Below are 17,038 nucleotides of genomic sequence, written 5' to 3'. Positions count from 1 at the left end.
CGACCGAGCTTCAGAACCAGTTGTTCTGCATATCCAGCGTGGTTGTGTCGAGCGCCGCCAGCAGTGCAAGTTGTGCATCGACTTTTGGTAATTCCCAGCGCTGGAAATAGCGCGCCGCCTGCAGTTTGCCGTGATAAAACGCGGCATCTTCCGTTGTAGCCGAAGCCATTGCTTGCGCCGCAATCGTCGCCTGTTCGAGCCAGATCCACGCCATCACGATGTGGCCGAAGGCTTCGAGGTACACCGTCGCATTCGCCAAGGTGCGCGCGACGTCGCCGCTGCCGTGCAGTTGTTTTGTGACATCGAACAGCGTGTGCAAGCGCGTGCTGAGTTCATGCGCAAACGCGTTGACTTCGACGTGCGCGATTGTCGCGGCGTTGCGAATACTGTGTTGGATGATGTCGCCGAGCGCATGCAGCGCTGCGCCATTCTGCATCACCACTTTGCGCCCGAGCAGGTCGAGCGCCTGGATGCCGTGCGTGCCTTCGTGGATCGGATTGAGGCGGTTGTCGCGATAGAACTGCTCGACGTTGTAGTCGCGTGTGTAGCCGTAGCCACCGTGCACCTGGATCGCCAGATCGTTCGCCGCGAGACACCATTGCGACGGCCAGCTTTTCGCGATCGGCGTGAGAATATCCAGCAGCAGAGTTGCGTGCTTGCGCGCGATTTCGTCGTCGCCGGTTTTCTCCTCGTCGAGTAAACGCGCGCAATATAGATTCAGCGCGAGGGCGCCTTCAACGTAGGATTTCTGCGCGAGCAACATGCGCCGCACATCGGTGTGTTCAATGATATTGATCTGCGCGCTGGCCGGATCCTTGGCCGTGGCGGCGCGGCCCTGCGGACGTCCGCGCGCGTACTCAAGTGCGTGCAGATAACCGGTGTAGCCGAGCATGGTCGCGCCGAGGCCGACGCCGATGCGCGCGCCGTTCATCATGTGGAACATGTAGGCGAGGCCCTGATGTGCGTTGCCGATGCGGTAACCGATCGCGCCGGCTTTGCCTTCGGGCGTGAAACTGCCTTCGCCGAAATTCAGCAGGCAATTGGTGGTGCCGCGATAACCCATCTTGTGATTGAGCCCAGCCAGCGTGATGTCGTTGCGCTCGCCGACCGTGCCATCGGCATGGATGAGTTTTTTCGGCACGATGAACAGCGAAATACCTTTCACACCGGGAATCGGTTTGCCATCCTCGCCGGGGATTTTCGCCAGCACCAGATGCACGATGTTTTCCGCATGCTCATGCTCGCCCGCGGAGATCCACATCTTGTTGCCGAACAGTCGATAACGCGGACCGAATGCGGAATCGCCGTCGGTTTCGGCGCGCGTGCGGATGTCGGCCAGCGACGATCCGGCCTGCGGTTCCGATAAACACATCGTGCCGAAAAAACGTCCGTCGAAGGCGGGTTTGGCGAAGGCTCCGATTTGTTCCGGCGTGCCATGTGTGAGCACTGCGCTGGCATTGCCGATAGTCAGCAGAACGTAGGCGCTGGTGGCGACGTTGGCCGCAAAAAAGTAGGCGTGGCAGGCTTGTTCCAGCACATGCGGCAACTGCATGCCGCCGAGTTCGGCATCCTGCGCAGCGGCCATGAATCCCGCCGCACAAAACGCATCCAGCGCAACCTTCTGCTCGGGAATCAGATGCACGTGTTCACCGTCGAACCACGGTTCCTGCTGATCGGCTTTTTTATTGTGCGGTGCGAATTGTTCGCGAGCGATTTTCTCCGCGGCATCCAGCGCCGCATCAAAGGTTTCGCGCGCGTGATCGGCAAAACGCGTGCGCTTGGTCAGCGTTTCGACATGCAGCCACTCGTACAATAAAAAATCCAGATCGCGACGCGATAACAGCAAAGACATCGTGGCATTCCTGTGGTGTTACGAAAAACCCCGCGTGGTGGGGTTGGTTGGCGTTGACGTGAAGTCACTTTCAGCACAGTTAGACACTGTCCAATACGCTGCATTGCCCATCACCGAATTGTGTCGATGGAGGAAGGTATTGCGGACATTGAAAGATGGATGGAGACAGCGCTTTGCCGTTTACGTGGTCGCGATCCGGGCATGACTGAACTAGATACACACGCCCTTTCGCATCCCCGGCATATCCGACAAGGTTTGGGCAATACCCTTCGCGATATTCGTTTGCGATGGTGAAAGCGCGATGCTCTTCCCACGCTTTGCGAATACACGGAATGCCTTGCGAATTGTTTCCTACAGAAGGACGAAAGACTCCGCAGTCCAATGCATTCGAGCCCCCGATGCTACGAAGCATTTCTAGGAATGTTTCTCTATCCAACGCGTACTCCGCTGCAGCGATTTGCGGCAACGGGGCTTTGATCGACTGCAAAGGCGGGTTAACAGAGCTGCACGCGCCAAGAGCAACGAGGATGAATGTCACAGCGATCGGTTTCATGTGATTGGGCCTAACGCGATTTATGTGGATAGAAATGCACTCAATCGCAATCACTCATCCGCAATCTGCAACACCAGCTTGCCGTTGTTGGCGCCGCTGAACAGCATCAACAAAGAATCGTTGAAGTTCTCGATGCCCGTGACCACATCCTCGCGCGATTTCAGTTTGCCTTCGAGCAACAACGGCAACATCGCCGCGCGGCCCTCGTGGTAACGCGCCGCATAATCGAACACGACCATGCCCTGCATGCGCGCACGATTGACCAGCAACGACAAATAATTGGCCGGGCCCTTGACCGCGCTGGTCGCGTTGTATTGCGAGATCGCGCCGCAAATCACGATGCGTGCGTTCAGGCGGATACGCGCGAGCGCAGCTTCCAGCGTGTCGCCGCCGACGTTGTCGAAATACACATCGATGCCTTGCGGGCACGTGCGCTTCAAGCCGACATGCAGTTCCTCGGATTTGTAGTCGATCACGTCATCGAAGCCGAGTTCGTCTTTCACGTACGCGCATTTTTGTGGGCCGCCAGCAATGCCGATCACACGGCAGCCGTGCAGCTTGGCCAATTGTCCAACCGTCGCGCCAACCGCGCCGGATGCACCGGATACCAGCACCACTTCACCGGCCTTCGGTTGGCCGACATCGAACAAGCCGAAATAGGCGGTCATGCCGGGCATGCCGAGTACATTCAGATGCACGGTCGGCGCGAGTTTGCTGACGTCGATTTTTTCCAGATGTTTGGCGTTGAGCACGGCATATTCCTGCACGCCGAATCCGCCGCCGACCCAATCGCCGGCCGCGAATTTTTCATCGTTCGATTCAACCACACGACCGATACCGCCGGCGCGCATGACCTCGCCAATGCCGACCGGCGCGATGTAGGAGCGTGCATCGTTCATCCAGCCGCGCATCGCCGGATCGAGCGACAGGTACACCACGCGCACCAATACCTGGCCGGCACCGGGCGAGCCCACCGCAACACTTTGCATCTGCCAGTCGCTGGCTTTCGGCAGGCCACTCGGGCGCGCAGCCAACAGCACTTGTCGATTCGTGATCGTACCCATCGGATTTTTCCTTAGTCGAAGAATGGTGAAATCCCGCGCACAAATTGGCGGGTTGAAAACGGTTGATCGTATTGGTTGCGATACCTGCGCGACATGCGCCATCGGCAGTATCGACGATGAGGCGCCAGGCGCAAGGCGACAACATCGCAATGCTACACTTTGACGATCAAAACTGCAGGGCAATCGGTGCATGTCGGCCAAAGCGGATTCAGTCAAAACCGTGTTCTACGCGCTCGGCGCGAATTTCCTGATCTTCGTCAGCAAGCTGGTTGCTGCTTTCATCACCGGCTCTGGTTCAATGCTGGCCGAGGCTGTGCATTCGCTCGCGGATTGCGGCAACCAGATCATGTTGCTGTTCGGCATGCGCGTGGCGAAACGCCCGGCGTCGCCGGATTTCCCGCTCGGTTATGGCAAGGCCGTGTACTTCTGGTCGTTTCTGGTCGCGCTGTTTCTTTTCAGTTTCGGCGGCATTTTTTCGGTTTACGAAGGCATCCACAAATTCACCGCACCGGAACCGATGCGCTGGCCGCTGCTGGCGATCGGCGTGCTCGGTTTCAGCATCGTTGCCGAAGGTTTTTCGATGTGGGGCTGCATGCACGAGGTCAACAAGGCGCGCGGCGAAATGAGCCTGTGGCGCTGGTTCCGTGAGAGCCGGCAGAGCGAGCTGATCGTGATCTTCGGCGAAGACCTCGCCGCGCTCACATGCCTGATCGTGGCGCTGATCGCGGTGCTGCTCACTTGGGTCACCGGCAACCCGATCTACGACGCCTGCGGCAGCATGCTGATCGGTGCGCTGCTGTTTATCGTCGCGATCTTCGTCGGTTACGAAGTGCAGGCCTTGCTGATCGGTCAGAGCGCGGAGCCCAAGCTGAAAATGGCGATCGAAGAATTTGTCTCGGCCCAGCCCGAAGTGCAGAAAGTATTCAATGTCATCACCTTGCAGCTCGGCCCCGACGTGATGGTGGCTGTGAAAGCCGAGATGCGCGGCGGCACCGATGGCCGCGGACTGGTGCTCGATATCAATCGTGTTGAGGCGGCGATGAAAACGCAGTTCCCGGAAATCCGCTGGTCGTTTTTCGAGCCGGATGTTTCGGATTAACTCACTGAACGCTTTGGCTTGTTGGCCGATCCGTGATGTGACTTCGGATAGTAGCGGCGCACGAACGCTTGTGCTTCGAGATTCGTTTCACATCCGCGAGAGAATACTTCGGCGCCCGATGCTGGTTCGTCGCCAATCCAATATGCGTGCCACCAGCCTACTGGCTCGATGGAAAAATTGGCCTTTCGATCCAAGGCGCAATACTTCGTTGCTTCGCGCTCGGCGAGATTCAGCGCGTCATCAAAATCGCTGGCTTTGAACAACAACACGCGTTCTTCAATGCGATCTGTTTTGCCATTAGATTTGAAATACCAGCGGAATAGGCCTTTGACCGAATACCATTCTTTCATCTGCGCATTACCTTGATTTCGAGTAAGTATGGAGCCGCGCGGGCCGCGAATTCTTATGCCCGAATTCAATGAATCCCCACGCCAATCCCGACACCAAAATGAAACTGGGGTCCTTCGTTCTGAAATCCCTGTCGCCACAGATGATGATTGGCGACCTGCAACAACGGATACGCGACTTCGTGTTCATCGATCTGGCCTGAACGCACACCGAGCAAATGGCCGCTGAAGGTTGCGAATCGGCCTTGCGGATAATCGAGGCTTTCGACATAACCCGGCAGCACCGCGATGAAGCGGCCTTCGGTCGGTTTGTCGAGCAAAGGGCGCTGGCCTTCGTTGAGCGGATAAGCGAGGATTTCGATCTCGCTGCTGTCGTTGCTATTGCGCACGGCGATGATCGAACCGCCCCAGACGATTTCGGCATCGTGATAACGTTCCGGCGCGGCGGCGACGGCTTGCGGCGCATCGTTCACCGCGATCACGCTGGTCTGCAGCACCGGCGCCTGCGCGCAACCGGCCAGCGCTGCGGTCAAAACGAGGGTGGGAAAATGACGATTCAAAAATATGCGGAGTAGTGTCATGACGATAGTCGAGTGGCGGGATCAGGCGTTGCTATTCTCCACCGATCCGGCCTTGCTGGATATTGATTTGATCCACCGATTTCTCAGTGAGGACTCGTATTGGGTGCCGGGCATCGCGCGCGAGCTGGTCGCGACCGGCATCGCCAATTCGTTATGTTTCGGCGTTTACAGCGAAGGCGCGCAAATCGCGTTCGCGCGCGTGGTGACGGATTACGTCGGTGTCGGTTATCTCGCTGATGTATTTGTGATCGCTGAACGCCGCGGGCAGGGCATCAGCAAACGGCTCATGCAATTCGTACTCGCCCATCCGCAGTTGCAAAGGCTGCGGCGCTTCATGCTGGCGACGCTCGATGCGCACGGCCTGTATGCGCAGTTTGGTTTCACCACGCTCGCCGCACCGGATCGATTCATGGAACGCTTCGATGCCGAGGCTTTGCTGCGCCGATAAATAAAGCAACGAGGTAGGTCGGAAAAGCGAAGCGCCTTCCGACAATTGCCGGTTCGAGTCCATGGCACGAATGTCGGATAACGCGGCTCTGCCGCTCATCCGACCTACGAATCTGGCCCATCTGCAACTGTAACGACTGGGATGCTTCACGCTCGCCGTACCGACTCGAATTCATCGTGTCATTGTCGGATAACGCGGCTGTGCCTCTCATCCGACCTACGGCGTTGGATCAATGTCGGCATAATTGGCGCATGTCACAATATCGACGTAATCGGGTTCCGGGTGGGACGTATTTTTTCACGGTCAATCTGCTTGATCGAAGCAGTCGATTGCTGACTGAAAATATCGACGCTTTCCGCGAAGCGGTGCGACAGGTACGCGCGCGAAAACCTTTCCATATCGATGCGTGGACGGTGCTGCCCGATCATACGCATTGCATCTGGACACTACCGCCCGGTGACACGGATTATTCAGCGCGCTGGAAAGCGATCAAAATCGCCTTTGCCAAAACCTTGCCGAAAACCGAACAACTGTCTGCGGTGCGGTTGCGTAAGGGGGAACGTGGTATCTGGCAGCGTCGATTCTGGGAACACACGATTCGCGACGAACGTGACTATGCCGCGCATGTCGATTACGTGCATATCAACCCGCTCAAGCATGGGTTGGTGCAACGGGTTGCGGATTGGTCGTATTCGACGTTTCATCGATATGTCGACGTGGGGATCTATCCGCCGAATTGGGCCGGCGTGTCGAATATTTTTGTTGCGGGCGAGAGATAGTTTATTGTCGGATAACGCGGCTGTGCCGCTCATCCGACCTACGAATCGACATATATGGATAGACGGACTGTTCGGAATGCGTAGGTCGGAAAAGCAAAGCGCCTTCCGACAATTGCCGATTTCATTCCATTGCACGAATGTCGGATAACGCGGCTTTGCCGCTCATCCGACCTACGAGTTTGGCCTGAACAAATCGTCGATGGTAGGTCGGAAAAGCAAAGCGCCTTCCGACAAAACGCTCAAAACGCTACTCGCCAACCAGCCACTCCAGCGACCAACTACTCCCCGCAGCGGTAGCCAACTCACGCAGCAAGACCGGCATCAATTGTTCGAGCTGCCGATCGAATTGCCACGGCGGATTGATCAGCAGCATGCCGCAGCCGTTCAGGCGCAGCGGTGAGGTATCGGGTTGCAGCAACAACTCTGTCACCAGCACCTTGCGGATTCCGCAGCTCTTGAACCAGCGCTGGAACGGCATGATTTGCTGGCGCAATTTGATCGGATACCACACCGCATACATGCCGGTCGGCCAGCGCGCATGGGCGTTGGCCAGCGCGGATTCGATGATGCGGAACTCATCGTCCTGGGCCTCAAACGGCGGATCAATCAGTACGAGGCCGCGACGTTCCTTCGGCGGCACAAACGCTTTCAGTGCTTCGTAACCATCGCGCTGATGCACGGCGATGCGCGGATCGTTGCGCATAAGTTGGCGCAGCTTGTGCGCCTCGTCGGTTTGCAGCTCGCACAGTTGCGCGCGATCGCCTTCGCGCATGCAACGACTCGCCAGCAGCGGTGAACCCGGATAAATCGAGATCGCGCCATCGGCTGGCATCTCATCTTCACTCATCTTCTCGCGATTCAGCGCGAGTAGTTCATCGAGATAGCGCTGCAACAATGCCGGTGGATTTTTTACCGCGAGTAAACGTTGTACACCAGCCAGATGTTCGCCGGTTTTGTTGGCTTCTTCGTCGCGCAGGTCGTAGCAGCCTGCGCCGGCATGCGTGTCGATGTAGCAGAATGGCGTGGACTTGGCCTTCAGCGCATCGAGCAGACCCAGCAGCACGGTGTGCTTGAGGACATCGGCGAAGTTTCCGGCGTGGAAGGCGTGACGGTAATTCATGCGTGGCGAGCGAAAGAGTGCAGGTGCGCCAAGTATAACGACGGCCTGGCGCGCTGGGTTGCGCAAAGATTACGCACTGAGGCGCGGGGCGGCATGACTTTCGGCTTATCAAAAGCGCGTCGCAGTTGTTACAGTAGCCGCACTTTTCCGGGGAGATGGTAATGAAAACCTTTTTCAAATGGCTGCTGCGGCTGATCTTGCTGGTCGTGGTTTTGGTGGGTGGGTTTCTGATTCATGTGATTTATTTCAAACCGTACAAGGTCGACTGGTTCTACGATCGTGTATTCGCGCAGTTCGCGCTGGACAGCCCGGAAATGCTCAGCAGCATGCGCATCCTGCCGCCGTCGCTGGATTTCTACAGCGACAAGTTCGATGACGCCTCGGTCGCGCACGAAGCGAAACAGGTGCAATTGGTCAAGGATGATCACGCCATGTTGCTGCAATACGATCGCAGCAAGCTCGATCGCGAGGGTCAGCTTTCCTACGATGTGCTCGAATATTTCCTGCGCATCCAGGTCGAAGGCGATCAGTTCCGCGATTACGATTTCCCGGTCAACCAGATGTTCGGCATCCAGACCTCGCTGACCAATTTCATGACCGGCACGCACCAGGTGAAATCGGAAGGCGATGCGAAAAACTATATCGCGCGCCTCAACAAGTTTCCGCTCAAGTTCGATCAGGTGATCGAAGGTCTGCGTCTGCGCGAAAGCAAGAACATCATCCCGCCGAAATTCACGGTTGAGGAAGTGCTCAAGCAAATGGACGGCTTTACGGCCAAACCGTCCAAGGAAAATCCGCTATACGTAAGTTTCAAGACCAAGCTCGACAAGATTCCGGCGGATAAACTCGATCAGGCCAAACGCGACTCGCTGCTCGCTGGCGTCGATCAGGCGATCCAGCAAAGTGTGTACCCGGCGTACAAGAAACTCATCGACTATTTCACGCAACTGCAGCCGAAAGCGCAAAGCAACGACGGCGCCTGGCGTCTGCCGAACGGCGATGCGTATTACGCCTATCGCGTGCGCGAGGAAACCACCACCGACATGACGCCGGAGCAGGTGCATCAACTCGGCCTGAGCGAAGTCGCGCGCATCACCACCGAGATGGATGAAATCCTCAAAGGCCAAGGTCTGAGCGATGGCCCGATCGGCCCGCGCGTGCAGCAGTTGGCGAAAGATCCGGCGCAACTGTTTCCGAACACGGCGGAAGGCAAGGCCGCGATGCTCAAGCAGTATCAGGCGATTCTGGATGAAGTGAATGCCGGCCTCGGCAACACTTTCGATGTGCGCCCGAAACTCGGCGTCGAAGTGCAGGCTGTGCCCGAATTCGCGCAGGCCACCGCGCCGGGTGCGTATTACGAAGGTGGATCGTTCGATGGCACGCGCCCCGGCGTGTTCTACGCCAATATGCGCGACACCAACGAAACACCGAAATTCGCGATGCGCTCGCTGGCATATCACGAGGGAATTCCGGGTCATCATTTCCAGATTTCGGTCGCGCAGGAATTGACCGGCGTGCCGTTCTTCCGTCGCGTACTGCCGTTCACCGCGTACGTCGAAGGCTGGGCGCTGTATTCGGAACGTCTGGCGTGGGAACTCGGTTTCGAGAAAAATCCGCTGGATAATCTCGGTCGCCTGCGCGACGAAATGATGCGTGCGGTGCGCCTCGTGGTCGACAGCGGCATTCACTACAAACACTGGACGCGTGAACAAGCAATCAGCTACATGATGGAAAACACCGGCATGGCCGAGAGCGATGTCACCGCTGAGATCGAACGCTACATCGTCGATCCGGGGCAGGCGCTGGCGTACAAAGTCGGCATGCTGAAAATTCTCGAGTTGCGCGAAAAAGCCAAACAGCAACTCGGGTCGAAATTCGATATCAAGCAATTCCACGATCAGGTGCTGATCCACGGCGCGCTGCCGCTGGAGCTGCTGCAGCGTGTGATCGATGACTGGATCGCGACGCAGAAATAAAACGCGGATTCCGATGCAAGCGACTCGTCATGTGCAAGCGTGGCGAGTCGCGCATCGACAACAACGAGTTCGATAACGGAGAGTCGAAATGCAAAATGCGATGGTGACAACAACGATGGATTTGCCGGGCTACACCATCACGCGCAGCCTGGGTGTGGTACGTGGCATCACCGTGCGGTCGCGCTCGGTGGTCGGCAGTTTTATCGGCGGGCTGCAAACCCTGTTCGGCGGCAACATCACGATCTACACCAACCTGTGTGAACAGGCACGTGCGGAAACCTACCAGACCATGTGCCAGCACGCGATGAAACTCGGCGCCAATGCCATCGTCGCCATGCGCTACGACGCCACTGAAATCATGGCGGGCCTGACCGAAGTGCTCTGCTACGGCACCGCGGTGGTCGTGGTGGCGGATGGCAATCGCGGTTGATTTTGCTGCGGCAGTGATGCGTGCGCGCACTCGATATCCGGCGCGCACGCACGCATAATCCGGACACTCGTCGTGTTTGGAGTTTGCCATGATCTTGCGTCGCTCGGTTTTTGCTTCGCTGCTGGTTTTACTGGTTTGCAGCGACATCGCGCTGGCCCGCGCGCCGACCATCGGTGGCTTGTCGAGAGACCGCGCTATTGCCGTCGATGCAGCAGTCGAGGCCGAGATGAAAAACCAGCATGTCGTTGGTGTCGCGGTCGGCATCGTTGAAAACGGCAAGGTCGTCTACAGCAAGGGCTACGGCCTCGCGGATCGCGAAAAAAATATTCCGGTGACGACCGACACGATGTTCCGCTGGGCCTCGTGCTCGAAGATGCTCACCGCTATCGCCACGATGCAACTGGTGCAGAAAAATGCGCTGAATATCGATGCCGACGTGCGCAAGCTCGTGCCGGAATTTCCGGACAAGGGCGTCACCATTACCACGCGCGAACTGCTCGATCATCAGAGCGGTATCGTCCACTACGACAACGGCAAGGTTATTCGTACCCAGCGCAGTTATGCGATGCCGCATCCGTTCGCTGATGTGATTCTTGCGCTGGATACGTTCAAGGAATCGCCGCTGGTAAATCCGCCCGGTGAGAAATATTCCTATTCCACGCACGGCTTTATTTTGCTGAGCGCCGTCGTACAACGCGCGGGCAAACAGGCGTTTGCCACTCAGGTGAGCGAAAGCATCGGACAACCGCTGGGTTTGGTCACGCTGCGGCCGGATTATCAGTGGCTGAATATTCCGAATCGCGCGGTCGGCTATCGCAAACACGATGAAAAAATCGAGCGTTCGAGCGACACCGATGTCAGCTGGAAACTTGGTGGCGGCGGATTCATTTCCAACATCGACGACTTCGCCAATTTCGCCGCAGGCCTGATCAATCATCGGCTGGTTTCAAGCAAGATCGAGACTGAAATGTGGACGCCGCAAACGCTGAAGAACGGCGAGTTGACCGAGCGCGGACTCGGCTTCGTCGTGCAGATCGACAAGTCAGGCAAACTCAAGATCTCGCACGATGGCGAGCAGGAAAAAACCCGCACGCGCCTCGTGATCTACCCGCATGAAAAACGCGGCGTGGTCGTCATGACCAATAGCGAGTGGGTCGATCCCGGCAAATTTTCGACGACTGTGTATGCGGCGCTGGACACGCATTGAGATTTCTATGCCACTCAAAGACGATTGTGCAAGGCCCAAGTGCTGCATCGACTACACAACAAATGATATTCGGTCTATGTGCACAAAGCCTGCTTAGTCGAACAGGTTGCCGTCTGTTTCGCGCGCGCGCGAAACAACCGCATCTGGATCCTTGAACGCATATACAAGCAACATGGTATGTGATTCGTAGGAATAGCCGAGCCGCCACTTTCCAGCATTATTGATCTTCCCTTCCTCCACGCGAAAATTTGGACTTTTGCAATATTCCAATTCCATATTTACGTAAAGATTGACGGAATAAAGACAGTAATTGCCTTGCGGAATATCGAATACAGCTACTTGATTCGCACGCGTTGCACTGCTCTTATAAGTGCTGCCAGTGTCGATATTTTTCAACTTGAATCTTTGGACAAACTCGATGACATCGCTGGGTTTGTTCTGATTGCTCGTCTTGACCAAATCAAACATCATGATCAGCGTGGCCGCATCGCACTGCTGACTGATCGGAATGCCAAATAATGTGCAAAATGTAATCAGAAAAATTTTTACAAATTTCATTGTCTATCCCTGAGCATCGAAAGACGATAATTATGTCGATTGAATGTCTAATATTACAGACATGGCGAATTCCGTACTACGCCGAGCCATTTGATTAGCATCACCTGACAATCACGCCGCCTGCAGCGGTTCTACGCGTGGTTGCTGGCGTTGCTCGGCTAACCACAAATCGTAATTCGCCTGCAGTGTGATCCATGCGCGCGCCGTGCTTACGCCTGCACGTTCCAGTCGAACCGCAAGATCGGGGCTGATCGCGGCACGTCCATTCAGCACTCGCGATAACGAAACGCGTGACATACCGAGGCGGCGTGCGGCCTCTGTGACTTGCAGTGCGAGTGGCTTGAGCACGTCTTCGCGTAGCAGCTCGCCGGGGTGCGGATGGTTTTTCATGGGCTTGATCTCAGTGATAGTCAAGATAATCGACAAGTTCAGCATCCGCAGCGGAAAACTTGAACGTGATTCGCCAGTTTCCGTTCACCCAAACCGACCACGTGCCTTTGTCGCGTCCTTTGAGTTCATGCAGACGATAGCCAGGAAGATCAAGATCGTGCGGTGCTGATGCGGCGTCGAGTAGCGACAGAATGCGGCCGATTTTTGGTGCGTGCGCAGCTTGAATTCCGCGCGATGTACCCAAGCGGAAAAAGGCTTCCAGTCCCTTGTGGCGAAATCCGCGAATCATGATCTAGCGTATCGCGATGCGATACGCTTCGCAACGTTGCAGATATGATTGGGCTAAATCAGCGCGATCAGGCTCGGCGCCAGACCAAACGATACTGCCGTCAAACCAAACCCGATCAACGTCGCCGCCAGCACATCACTCGGATAATGCAGGCCAAGCACCACGCGCGATACCGCCACGAGCAAAGTAAACGGCACGAGCACGAACGCCAGCAGCGGAAAGTAGGTGATCGCGACGCTGCTGAAGCACACCGCGTGCAAGGTGTGGCCAGACGGAAAACTGAACTCGTCGAGCGGCGCGATGTGGGCGATGATCTGGCTGTGCGTGCGGAACGGGCGCGGCCGACGTGTCCAGCGTTTCAGGGTGCGATATAGCAGCGCGGCGGTGATGCCGATCAGTGCCATATGCAATGCGGCGATATGCGCGCGGGCGCCGCCGAAGATAGCGATCGTGGCCATCAAGGTATACCAGAACACACCGTCGCCGAGGCGGCTGATCGCGCTGAAAAAGCGGATGATGGCGCGGCGTGTACCCCAGCGATTGCAGGCCAGGCAGAGTCGCCATTCGCCGCTGCGGGCTTCGAGGTTTTGCCAGAGTTCGAGTGTGCTCATGCGGCTCTCCGCGTAGCGAGGTTGGCGAGCAGATCGGAAAAACTCGCGGTGACGGCGTGTGGATTCAGTTCGGCCACGGCGGCGCGTGCGGCGTTGCGCATGTCGCGTCGTATATCGTGCGCGGCGGCGAGGTGCACGCTAGCCGCGATGAACGCGGCCGCATCGGCGAACGGCACCCGTCGGCCACAATGATCGAGCAGGTGTTCGCGTGCGGCGCCGTAGTCGAACGCCACCGTCGGCAGGCCGCTGGCCATCGCTTCGAGCGTGACGTTGCCGAAAGTTTCGGTGATGCTCGGAAACAGGAACAGATCGCAGCTCGCATAAAAACGTGCAAGGGTTTCGCCGCGCTGGATGCCGGTGAAAATGAAATCCGGATTCTCCGCCGCGAGTTGCGCACGCGCTGGACCATCGCCGATCCAGATGTAACGCGTATTCGGTTGCTGCCGCTGGATTTCGCGAAATGCCGCGACACACACCGCCAGATTTTTCTCCGGCGCGATTCGCCCGACATACAGCACCGCGAGATCCTGCGGGTTTAATCCCCACTGCGCGCGCAATGTTTCATCGCGACGCAGCGGACTGAACAATTGGGTATCCACGGCGCGGCGCAGCAGTTGCACGTTGCTGAAACCGTTCGACGTGAGGAACTGCGCAAGTTCGGTAGTCGGCACCAATGTGGCGTGACCGCGCTCGTGAAAACGACGCAGATAAGCGAACACCAGCGGCGTGAGAAATCCGAGTCCGTAATGACGCGCAAAATCATCGAAGCGCGTATGAAATCCGGTGCTGGCCGGAATGCCGAGAGCACTTGCCGCGCGCAGTGCCGAATAGCCCAACGGGCCTTCGGTAGCGACATAGATCGCATCCGGGCGTTGCGCGCGCCATAGCGCTTTGAGTTTTCTTGCGGCAGGCAGGCCGAAACGCAATCCCGGATATCGTGGCAGACCGGCGCCGCGCACGAGCACTTCATCGATCTGAGATTGGCCGGGTTTCGCTTTTGCGATGTTCGATTCCGTCGCCAAAATATTTTTGGAGGTATTTTCGATCTGTCGCGGACGCACCAGTTGCACCTGATGTCCGGCGCCGGCCAGACCATGCGCCAGCCCGGCGACGGTCAAGGCGACACCATTTACTTCGGGCGGATAAGTCTCGGTAACGATCGCGATGCGCATGTTCGTGGCCTCCGGGCGCTTGATGCACACTAGGTCACGCAGTTGAAGGCGCGGTGACAATCGCATGAACAAGCGATGACAGTGCGGCCGCGTTGTAACATGAACGTCACAAACAGTTTTTAACGTGTGTTATGCCTGTAATTACGAACCCAAATTCCGTCGGTGTTGTAGCGGCGCGTGCTAACGCGCGGCTGCCGTTGCGCCTGCGTCGCGAGCGCTGGTTGCGGCGTGGTGCCGGATTAGGCGCCGCCGTCGTGTTGCTCGCGATCGCCGCGATTCCGCTGTATCTGCTGTGGCAACTCTGGCCGCTGAGTGCGAGCGCCGGATCGGAAACGCTGTGGCCGCTGTTGTTCGGCAGTCTCAAGGCCACGGTTTATGCGATGTTGTTTGGCGTGCCGCTCGGCCTCGGTGCAGCGATTTATTGCGCGCAATTCAGTAGCGCCCGATTGCGTGCGTGGATTCGCCCGTCACTTGAAATTCTCAACGCCGTGCCGACGGTCTTGCTCGGCCTGATCGCGGTGTTGTGGCTGGCGCCGCGGTTGTACGCCGGGTTGTCGGCGCTGTTCGCCTGCTTGTTGTTATTGCCCGGCGTGATGTTGCTCGGCATGTGTTTGTGGCAGCGTTTGATTCCATCGCGCTGGGTGCGTGTCGTCGAAGGTTGGCAACCGTTGCTGATGTTGCCGCTGGTGGTGCTGGTTTGCGTGCTGGTATTTTTTTCTACCGACTCGACCGAAACCTGGACGCGGTTGTTGTTCGATCCGGCCTCGCCATGGAATGGTTTGCTGATCGGCATGACCCTCGGTCTGGCGATGGTGCCGACGGTGTTTGCTCTGGCCGAGGATGCATTGCTCAGTGTGCCGCGCGCGCTCGCACATGGCGCGTATGCGCTCGGTGCAAATCGCTGGCAGGCGCTGACCACGTTGATTCTTCCGGCGGCAGGCTCGGGTTTGCTCGCCGCAGTTTTGCTCGGCATCGGTCGCGCGCTCGGCGAAAGCATGATCGTGCTGATGGCCAGCGGCAATACGCCGTTGTTGTCGTGGCATGCGCTGGATGGATTGCGCGCAGTCACCGCGAATATCGCGATCGAAGCGCCGCAGGCGGCGCCACATAGCGCGCAGTTTCGGTTGCTGTTGCTGTCGGCGCTGATCCTGTTTGCGGCGACGTTTGTGTTGCATTCTCTCGCCGCGTTGTTGCGCAATCGCCTGCGCTCGGGCAGCGCTACAGCATGAGTCGCATGCGCGTATTTATTCCCGAGGCCGGGGTGTGGCTCAGCGCTGCATGCGTCAGCGTGTGTGTGCTCGCGATGCTCGGCCTGATCGGCATCCTCGCAGTGAACGGCCTGACCGCATTCTGGCCGAAACCGGTGGAAAGTTTGCGTATCGAAGCCGACGGGCAACGGCATGATGTGCTCGCGCAGGTGCTCGATCAGGATGGCGATGTGCTGATCTTGCGCAGCTCCGAACCGGTACGTATCGGCGAAAGTTATCAGCGCGTGCGTCTGGCGCAGATCGTCGCGCGCAGCCAACCTGCCGATGTCGTCGAAATCGAATTGAACGATGGCCGATTGCTATTCACCCGCATCGATATCGCACTGCTGCAAAACGCCATCGCAGCACACGCATCATTGCTGTTGTCGCAGGATGATCCGTCGCATGGCATCACCCTTGATGCGAACGAAATCTATCGTCTGCGAGTCGCAAATGCAGATGGATACTGGCAACGATTCGGCGAATTCGCGAGCCAGCTCTGGCGCTTTCTGAGCACCGGTCCGACGTCGGCGAATCCGGGCGGTGGCATCCTGCCGGCGCTTGTCGGCACGGTGATGTTGGTGTTGCTCATGAGCGTGCTGGTAATGCCGCTCGGTGTGCTTGCCGCGGTGTATCTGCATGAGCAGGCGGCGAGCAGCCGGCGCGCGCGGATCTTGCGCAGCGCGGTGAATAATCTCGCGGGTGTGCCGTCGATCATCTACGGCTTGATCGGGCTGGCGTTGTTCGTGCATCAGATCGGCGGATCGATCGATCAGCTATTTTACAGCGAACGTTTGCCGACGCCGACCTTCGGTAGTGGCGGCCTGTTGTGGGCTGCGTTGACGTTGGCATTGCTGACCTTGCCCGTCGTGATCGTGACCGCCGAAGAAGGCTTGGCGCGCGTGCCGCAAAGTCTGCGTGATGGTTCGCTCGCGCTTGGTGCGACACGCGCGGAAACCTTGTGGCATCTGTTGCTGCCGCTGGCGCGTCCGGCGTTATTGACCGGCCTCGTGCTGGCGATCGCGCGCGCGGCGGGTGAGGTTGCGCCGCTGATGCTGGTCGGCGTGGTCAAGCTCGCGCCGGCCGGTGTGGTCGATGCGCAGTTTCCGTATCTGCATCCCACTCGCGAATTCATGCACCTCGGTTATCAGGTTTACGATACCGCGTTGCAGGGCGCCGATGCGTGGCGCGCCGAGCCGCGGGCGTATGCGTGCGCCCTGGTTTTGTTACTCGCCGTAGTCGCGTTGAACCTGTGCGCGATCCTGTTGCGCAATCGCCTGCGTGCGCGTTATCGCAGCCTGAGTTATTGAATCGA

Annotated in this window: 19 protein-coding genes; 8 read left to right on the top strand and 11 right to left on the bottom strand. The window is 57.8% G+C overall.

Going from position 1 to position 17,038, the window contains the following annotated elements:
- Nucleotides 1-10: 10 nt before the first annotated feature.
- The 3 genes from ELE36_RS12340 to ELE36_RS12330 all read right to left on the bottom strand — a co-directional run bounded on the left by ELE36_RS12340 (nucleotide 11) and on the right by ELE36_RS12330 (nucleotide 3,469).
- Complete coding sequence (locus tag ELE36_RS12340; protein WP_129833730.1) at nucleotides 11-1,852, bottom strand: acyl-CoA dehydrogenase; 1,842 nt, start codon at nucleotides 1,850-1,852, stop codon at nucleotides 11-13.
- 79 nt (nucleotides 1,853-1,931) lie between these two features.
- Nucleotides 1,932-2,405, bottom strand: a complete 474-nt coding sequence (locus tag ELE36_RS12335) for a hypothetical protein (protein ID WP_129833728.1) — start codon at nucleotides 2,403-2,405, stop codon at nucleotides 1,932-1,934.
- Nucleotides 2,406-2,455: 50 nt separating this feature from the next.
- Complete coding sequence (locus ELE36_RS12330) at nucleotides 2,456-3,469, bottom strand: NADP-dependent oxidoreductase (protein WP_129833726.1); 1,014 nt, start codon at nucleotides 3,467-3,469, stop codon at nucleotides 2,456-2,458.
- 190 nt (nucleotides 3,470-3,659) lie between these two features.
- Here ELE36_RS12330 and ELE36_RS12325 point away from each other — a divergent pair, with 190 nt between their 5' ends.
- Complete coding sequence (locus tag ELE36_RS12325) at nucleotides 3,660-4,568, top strand: cation diffusion facilitator family transporter (RefSeq protein WP_129833724.1); 909 nt, start codon at nucleotides 3,660-3,662, stop codon at nucleotides 4,566-4,568.
- On the opposite strand, the gene ELE36_RS12320 is transcribed toward ELE36_RS12325, so the two are convergent.
- Together ELE36_RS12320 and ELE36_RS12315 are read right to left on the bottom strand one after the other, a co-directional pair.
- Nucleotides 4,565-4,918: a DUF4288 domain-containing protein gene (locus ELE36_RS12320; protein ID WP_129833722.1), complete on the bottom strand. Its 354-nt coding sequence runs from the start codon at nucleotides 4,916-4,918 to the stop codon at nucleotides 4,565-4,567. The genes ELE36_RS12325 and ELE36_RS12320 overlap by 4 nt on opposite strands.
- 65 nt (nucleotides 4,919-4,983) lie before the next feature.
- On the bottom strand, nucleotides 4,984-5,496 hold the full coding sequence (locus ELE36_RS12315; protein WP_129833720.1) for a Slp family lipoprotein: 513 nt from the start codon (nucleotides 5,494-5,496) through the stop codon (nucleotides 4,984-4,986).
- On the opposite strand from ELE36_RS12315, the gene ELE36_RS12310 reads away from it, so the two are divergent.
- A complete protein-coding gene (locus tag ELE36_RS12310; RefSeq protein WP_129833718.1) occupies nucleotides 5,495-5,944 on the top strand; it encodes a GNAT family N-acetyltransferase in 450 nt (149 codons plus the stop codon). The genes ELE36_RS12315 and ELE36_RS12310 overlap by 2 nt on opposite strands.
- 251 nt (nucleotides 5,945-6,195) lie before the next feature.
- On the top strand, nucleotides 6,196-6,723 hold the full coding sequence (locus ELE36_RS12305; RefSeq protein WP_129833716.1) for an REP-associated tyrosine transposase: 528 nt from the start codon (nucleotides 6,196-6,198) through the stop codon (nucleotides 6,721-6,723).
- Nucleotides 6,724-6,970: 247 nt separating this feature from the next.
- Here the strand turns inward: ELE36_RS12305 and ELE36_RS12300 are convergent, their stop codons facing one another.
- Complete coding sequence (locus ELE36_RS12300) at nucleotides 6,971-7,843, bottom strand: 23S rRNA (adenine(2030)-N(6))-methyltransferase RlmJ (protein ID WP_129833714.1); 873 nt, start codon at nucleotides 7,841-7,843, stop codon at nucleotides 6,971-6,973.
- Nucleotides 7,844-8,004: 161 nt separating this feature from the next.
- Between ELE36_RS12300 and ELE36_RS12295 the strand changes: the two genes are divergently transcribed.
- From ELE36_RS12295 to ELE36_RS12285, 3 genes are all read left to right on the top strand, one after another.
- Entirely contained in the window at nucleotides 8,005-9,819 is a 1,815-nt protein-coding gene (locus ELE36_RS12295) for a DUF885 domain-containing protein (RefSeq protein ID WP_129833712.1), read from the top strand.
- An 88-nt stretch (nucleotides 9,820-9,907) separates the two neighbouring features.
- Entirely contained in the window at nucleotides 9,908-10,249 is a 342-nt protein-coding gene (locus tag ELE36_RS12290) for a YbjQ family protein (RefSeq protein WP_129833710.1), read from the top strand.
- A gap of 88 nt (nucleotides 10,250-10,337) precedes the next feature.
- Complete coding sequence (locus ELE36_RS12285; RefSeq protein ID WP_129833708.1) at nucleotides 10,338-11,456, top strand: serine hydrolase domain-containing protein; 1,119 nt, start codon at nucleotides 10,338-10,340, stop codon at nucleotides 11,454-11,456.
- Nucleotides 11,457-11,549: 93 nt separating this feature from the next.
- On the opposite strand, the gene ELE36_RS12280 is transcribed toward ELE36_RS12285, so the two are convergent.
- The 5 genes from ELE36_RS12280 to ELE36_RS12260 all read right to left on the bottom strand — a co-directional run bounded on the left by ELE36_RS12280 (nucleotide 11,550) and on the right by ELE36_RS12260 (nucleotide 14,476).
- Nucleotides 11,550-12,014, bottom strand: coding sequence for a hypothetical protein (locus tag ELE36_RS12280; protein WP_129833706.1), 465 nt, complete (start codon nucleotides 12,012-12,014; stop codon nucleotides 11,550-11,552).
- A gap of 111 nt (nucleotides 12,015-12,125) precedes the next feature.
- Entirely contained in the window at nucleotides 12,126-12,404 is a 279-nt protein-coding gene (locus ELE36_RS12275; RefSeq protein WP_129833704.1) for a HigA family addiction module antitoxin, read from the bottom strand.
- Between the two features lie 10 nt (nucleotides 12,405-12,414).
- On the bottom strand, nucleotides 12,415-12,693 hold the full coding sequence (locus ELE36_RS12270; RefSeq protein ID WP_129833702.1) for a type II toxin-antitoxin system RelE/ParE family toxin: 279 nt from the start codon (nucleotides 12,691-12,693) through the stop codon (nucleotides 12,415-12,417).
- A 53-nt stretch (nucleotides 12,694-12,746) separates the two neighbouring features.
- Entirely contained in the window at nucleotides 12,747-13,304 is a 558-nt protein-coding gene (locus tag ELE36_RS12265) for a phosphatase PAP2 family protein (protein ID WP_129833700.1), read from the bottom strand.
- Nucleotides 13,301-14,476: a glycosyltransferase family 4 protein gene (locus tag ELE36_RS12260; protein WP_129833698.1), complete on the bottom strand. Its 1,176-nt coding sequence runs from the start codon at nucleotides 14,474-14,476 to the stop codon at nucleotides 13,301-13,303. The genes ELE36_RS12265 and ELE36_RS12260 overlap by 4 nt, the downstream gene beginning before the upstream one ends.
- A 131-nt stretch (nucleotides 14,477-14,607) precedes the next feature.
- On the opposite strand from ELE36_RS12260, the gene ELE36_RS12255 reads away from it, so the two are divergent.
- Both ELE36_RS12255 and pstA read left to right on the top strand, forming a co-directional pair.
- Nucleotides 14,608-15,705: an ABC transporter permease subunit gene (locus ELE36_RS12255; protein ID WP_129833696.1), complete on the top strand. Its 1,098-nt coding sequence runs from the start codon at nucleotides 14,608-14,610 to the stop codon at nucleotides 15,703-15,705.
- Entirely contained in the window at nucleotides 15,702-17,033 is a 1,332-nt protein-coding gene (gene pstA / locus ELE36_RS12250; RefSeq protein WP_129833694.1) for a phosphate ABC transporter permease PstA, read from the top strand. The genes ELE36_RS12255 and pstA overlap by 4 nt, the downstream gene beginning before the upstream one ends.
- The last annotated feature ends 5 nt before the right edge of the window (nucleotides 17,034-17,038 follow it).

The organism is Pseudolysobacter antarcticus (genome assembly GCF_004168365.1).
Taxonomy (GTDB): Bacteria; Pseudomonadota; Gammaproteobacteria; order Xanthomonadales; family Rhodanobacteraceae; genus Pseudolysobacter; species Pseudolysobacter antarcticus.
The sequence above is the reverse complement of the archived record's forward strand: the minus strand, read 5'-3'. Positions and strand labels throughout refer to the sequence as shown.

What these genes read in the sequence shown, in the direction of transcription:
- ELE36_RS12340 (WP_129833730.1), bottom strand. Translation starts at nt 1,852, where the DNA reads ATGTCTTTGCTGTTATCGCGTCGCGATCTGGATTTTTTATTGTACGAG.
- ELE36_RS12335 (WP_129833728.1), bottom strand. Translation starts at nt 2,405, where the DNA reads ATGAAACCGATCGCTGTGACATTCATCCTCGTTGCTCTTGGCGCGTGC.
- ELE36_RS12330 (WP_129833726.1), bottom strand. Translation starts at nt 3,469, where the DNA reads ATGGGTACGATCACGAATCGACAAGTGCTGTTGGCTGCGCGCCCGAGT.
- ELE36_RS12325 (WP_129833724.1), top strand. Translation starts at nt 3,660, where the DNA reads ATGTCGGCCAAAGCGGATTCAGTCAAAACCGTGTTCTACGCGCTCGGC.
- ELE36_RS12320 (WP_129833722.1), bottom strand. Translation starts at nt 4,918, where the DNA reads ATGAAAGAATGGTATTCGGTCAAAGGCCTATTCCGCTGGTATTTCAAA.
- ELE36_RS12310 (WP_129833718.1), top strand. Translation starts at nt 5,495, where the DNA reads ATGACGATAGTCGAGTGGCGGGATCAGGCGTTGCTATTCTCCACCGAT.
- ELE36_RS12315 (WP_129833720.1), bottom strand. Translation starts at nt 5,496, where the DNA reads ATGACACTACTCCGCATATTTTTGAATCGTCATTTTCCCACCCTCGTT.
- ELE36_RS12305 (WP_129833716.1), top strand. Translation starts at nt 6,196, where the DNA reads ATGTCACAATATCGACGTAATCGGGTTCCGGGTGGGACGTATTTTTTC.
- ELE36_RS12300 (WP_129833714.1), bottom strand. Translation starts at nt 7,843, where the DNA reads ATGAATTACCGTCACGCCTTCCACGCCGGAAACTTCGCCGATGTCCTC.
- ELE36_RS12295 (WP_129833712.1), top strand. Translation starts at nt 8,005, where the DNA reads ATGAAAACCTTTTTCAAATGGCTGCTGCGGCTGATCTTGCTGGTCGTG.
- ELE36_RS12290 (WP_129833710.1), top strand. Translation starts at nt 9,908, where the DNA reads ATGCAAAATGCGATGGTGACAACAACGATGGATTTGCCGGGCTACACC.
- ELE36_RS12285 (WP_129833708.1), top strand. Translation starts at nt 10,338, where the DNA reads ATGATCTTGCGTCGCTCGGTTTTTGCTTCGCTGCTGGTTTTACTGGTT.
- ELE36_RS12280 (WP_129833706.1), bottom strand. Translation starts at nt 12,014, where the DNA reads ATGAAATTTGTAAAAATTTTTCTGATTACATTTTGCACATTATTTGGC.
- ELE36_RS12275 (WP_129833704.1), bottom strand. Translation starts at nt 12,404, where the DNA reads ATGAAAAACCATCCGCACCCCGGCGAGCTGCTACGCGAAGACGTGCTC.
- ELE36_RS12270 (WP_129833702.1), bottom strand. Translation starts at nt 12,693, where the DNA reads ATGATTCGCGGATTTCGCCACAAGGGACTGGAAGCCTTTTTCCGCTTG.
- ELE36_RS12265 (WP_129833700.1), bottom strand. Translation starts at nt 13,304, where the DNA reads ATGAGCACACTCGAACTCTGGCAAAACCTCGAAGCCCGCAGCGGCGAA.
- ELE36_RS12260 (WP_129833698.1), bottom strand. Translation starts at nt 14,476, where the DNA reads ATGCGCATCGCGATCGTTACCGAGACTTATCCGCCCGAAGTAAATGGT.
- ELE36_RS12255 (WP_129833696.1), top strand. Translation starts at nt 14,608, where the DNA reads ATGCCTGTAATTACGAACCCAAATTCCGTCGGTGTTGTAGCGGCGCGT.
- pstA (WP_129833694.1), top strand. Translation starts at nt 15,702, where the DNA reads ATGAGTCGCATGCGCGTATTTATTCCCGAGGCCGGGGTGTGGCTCAGC.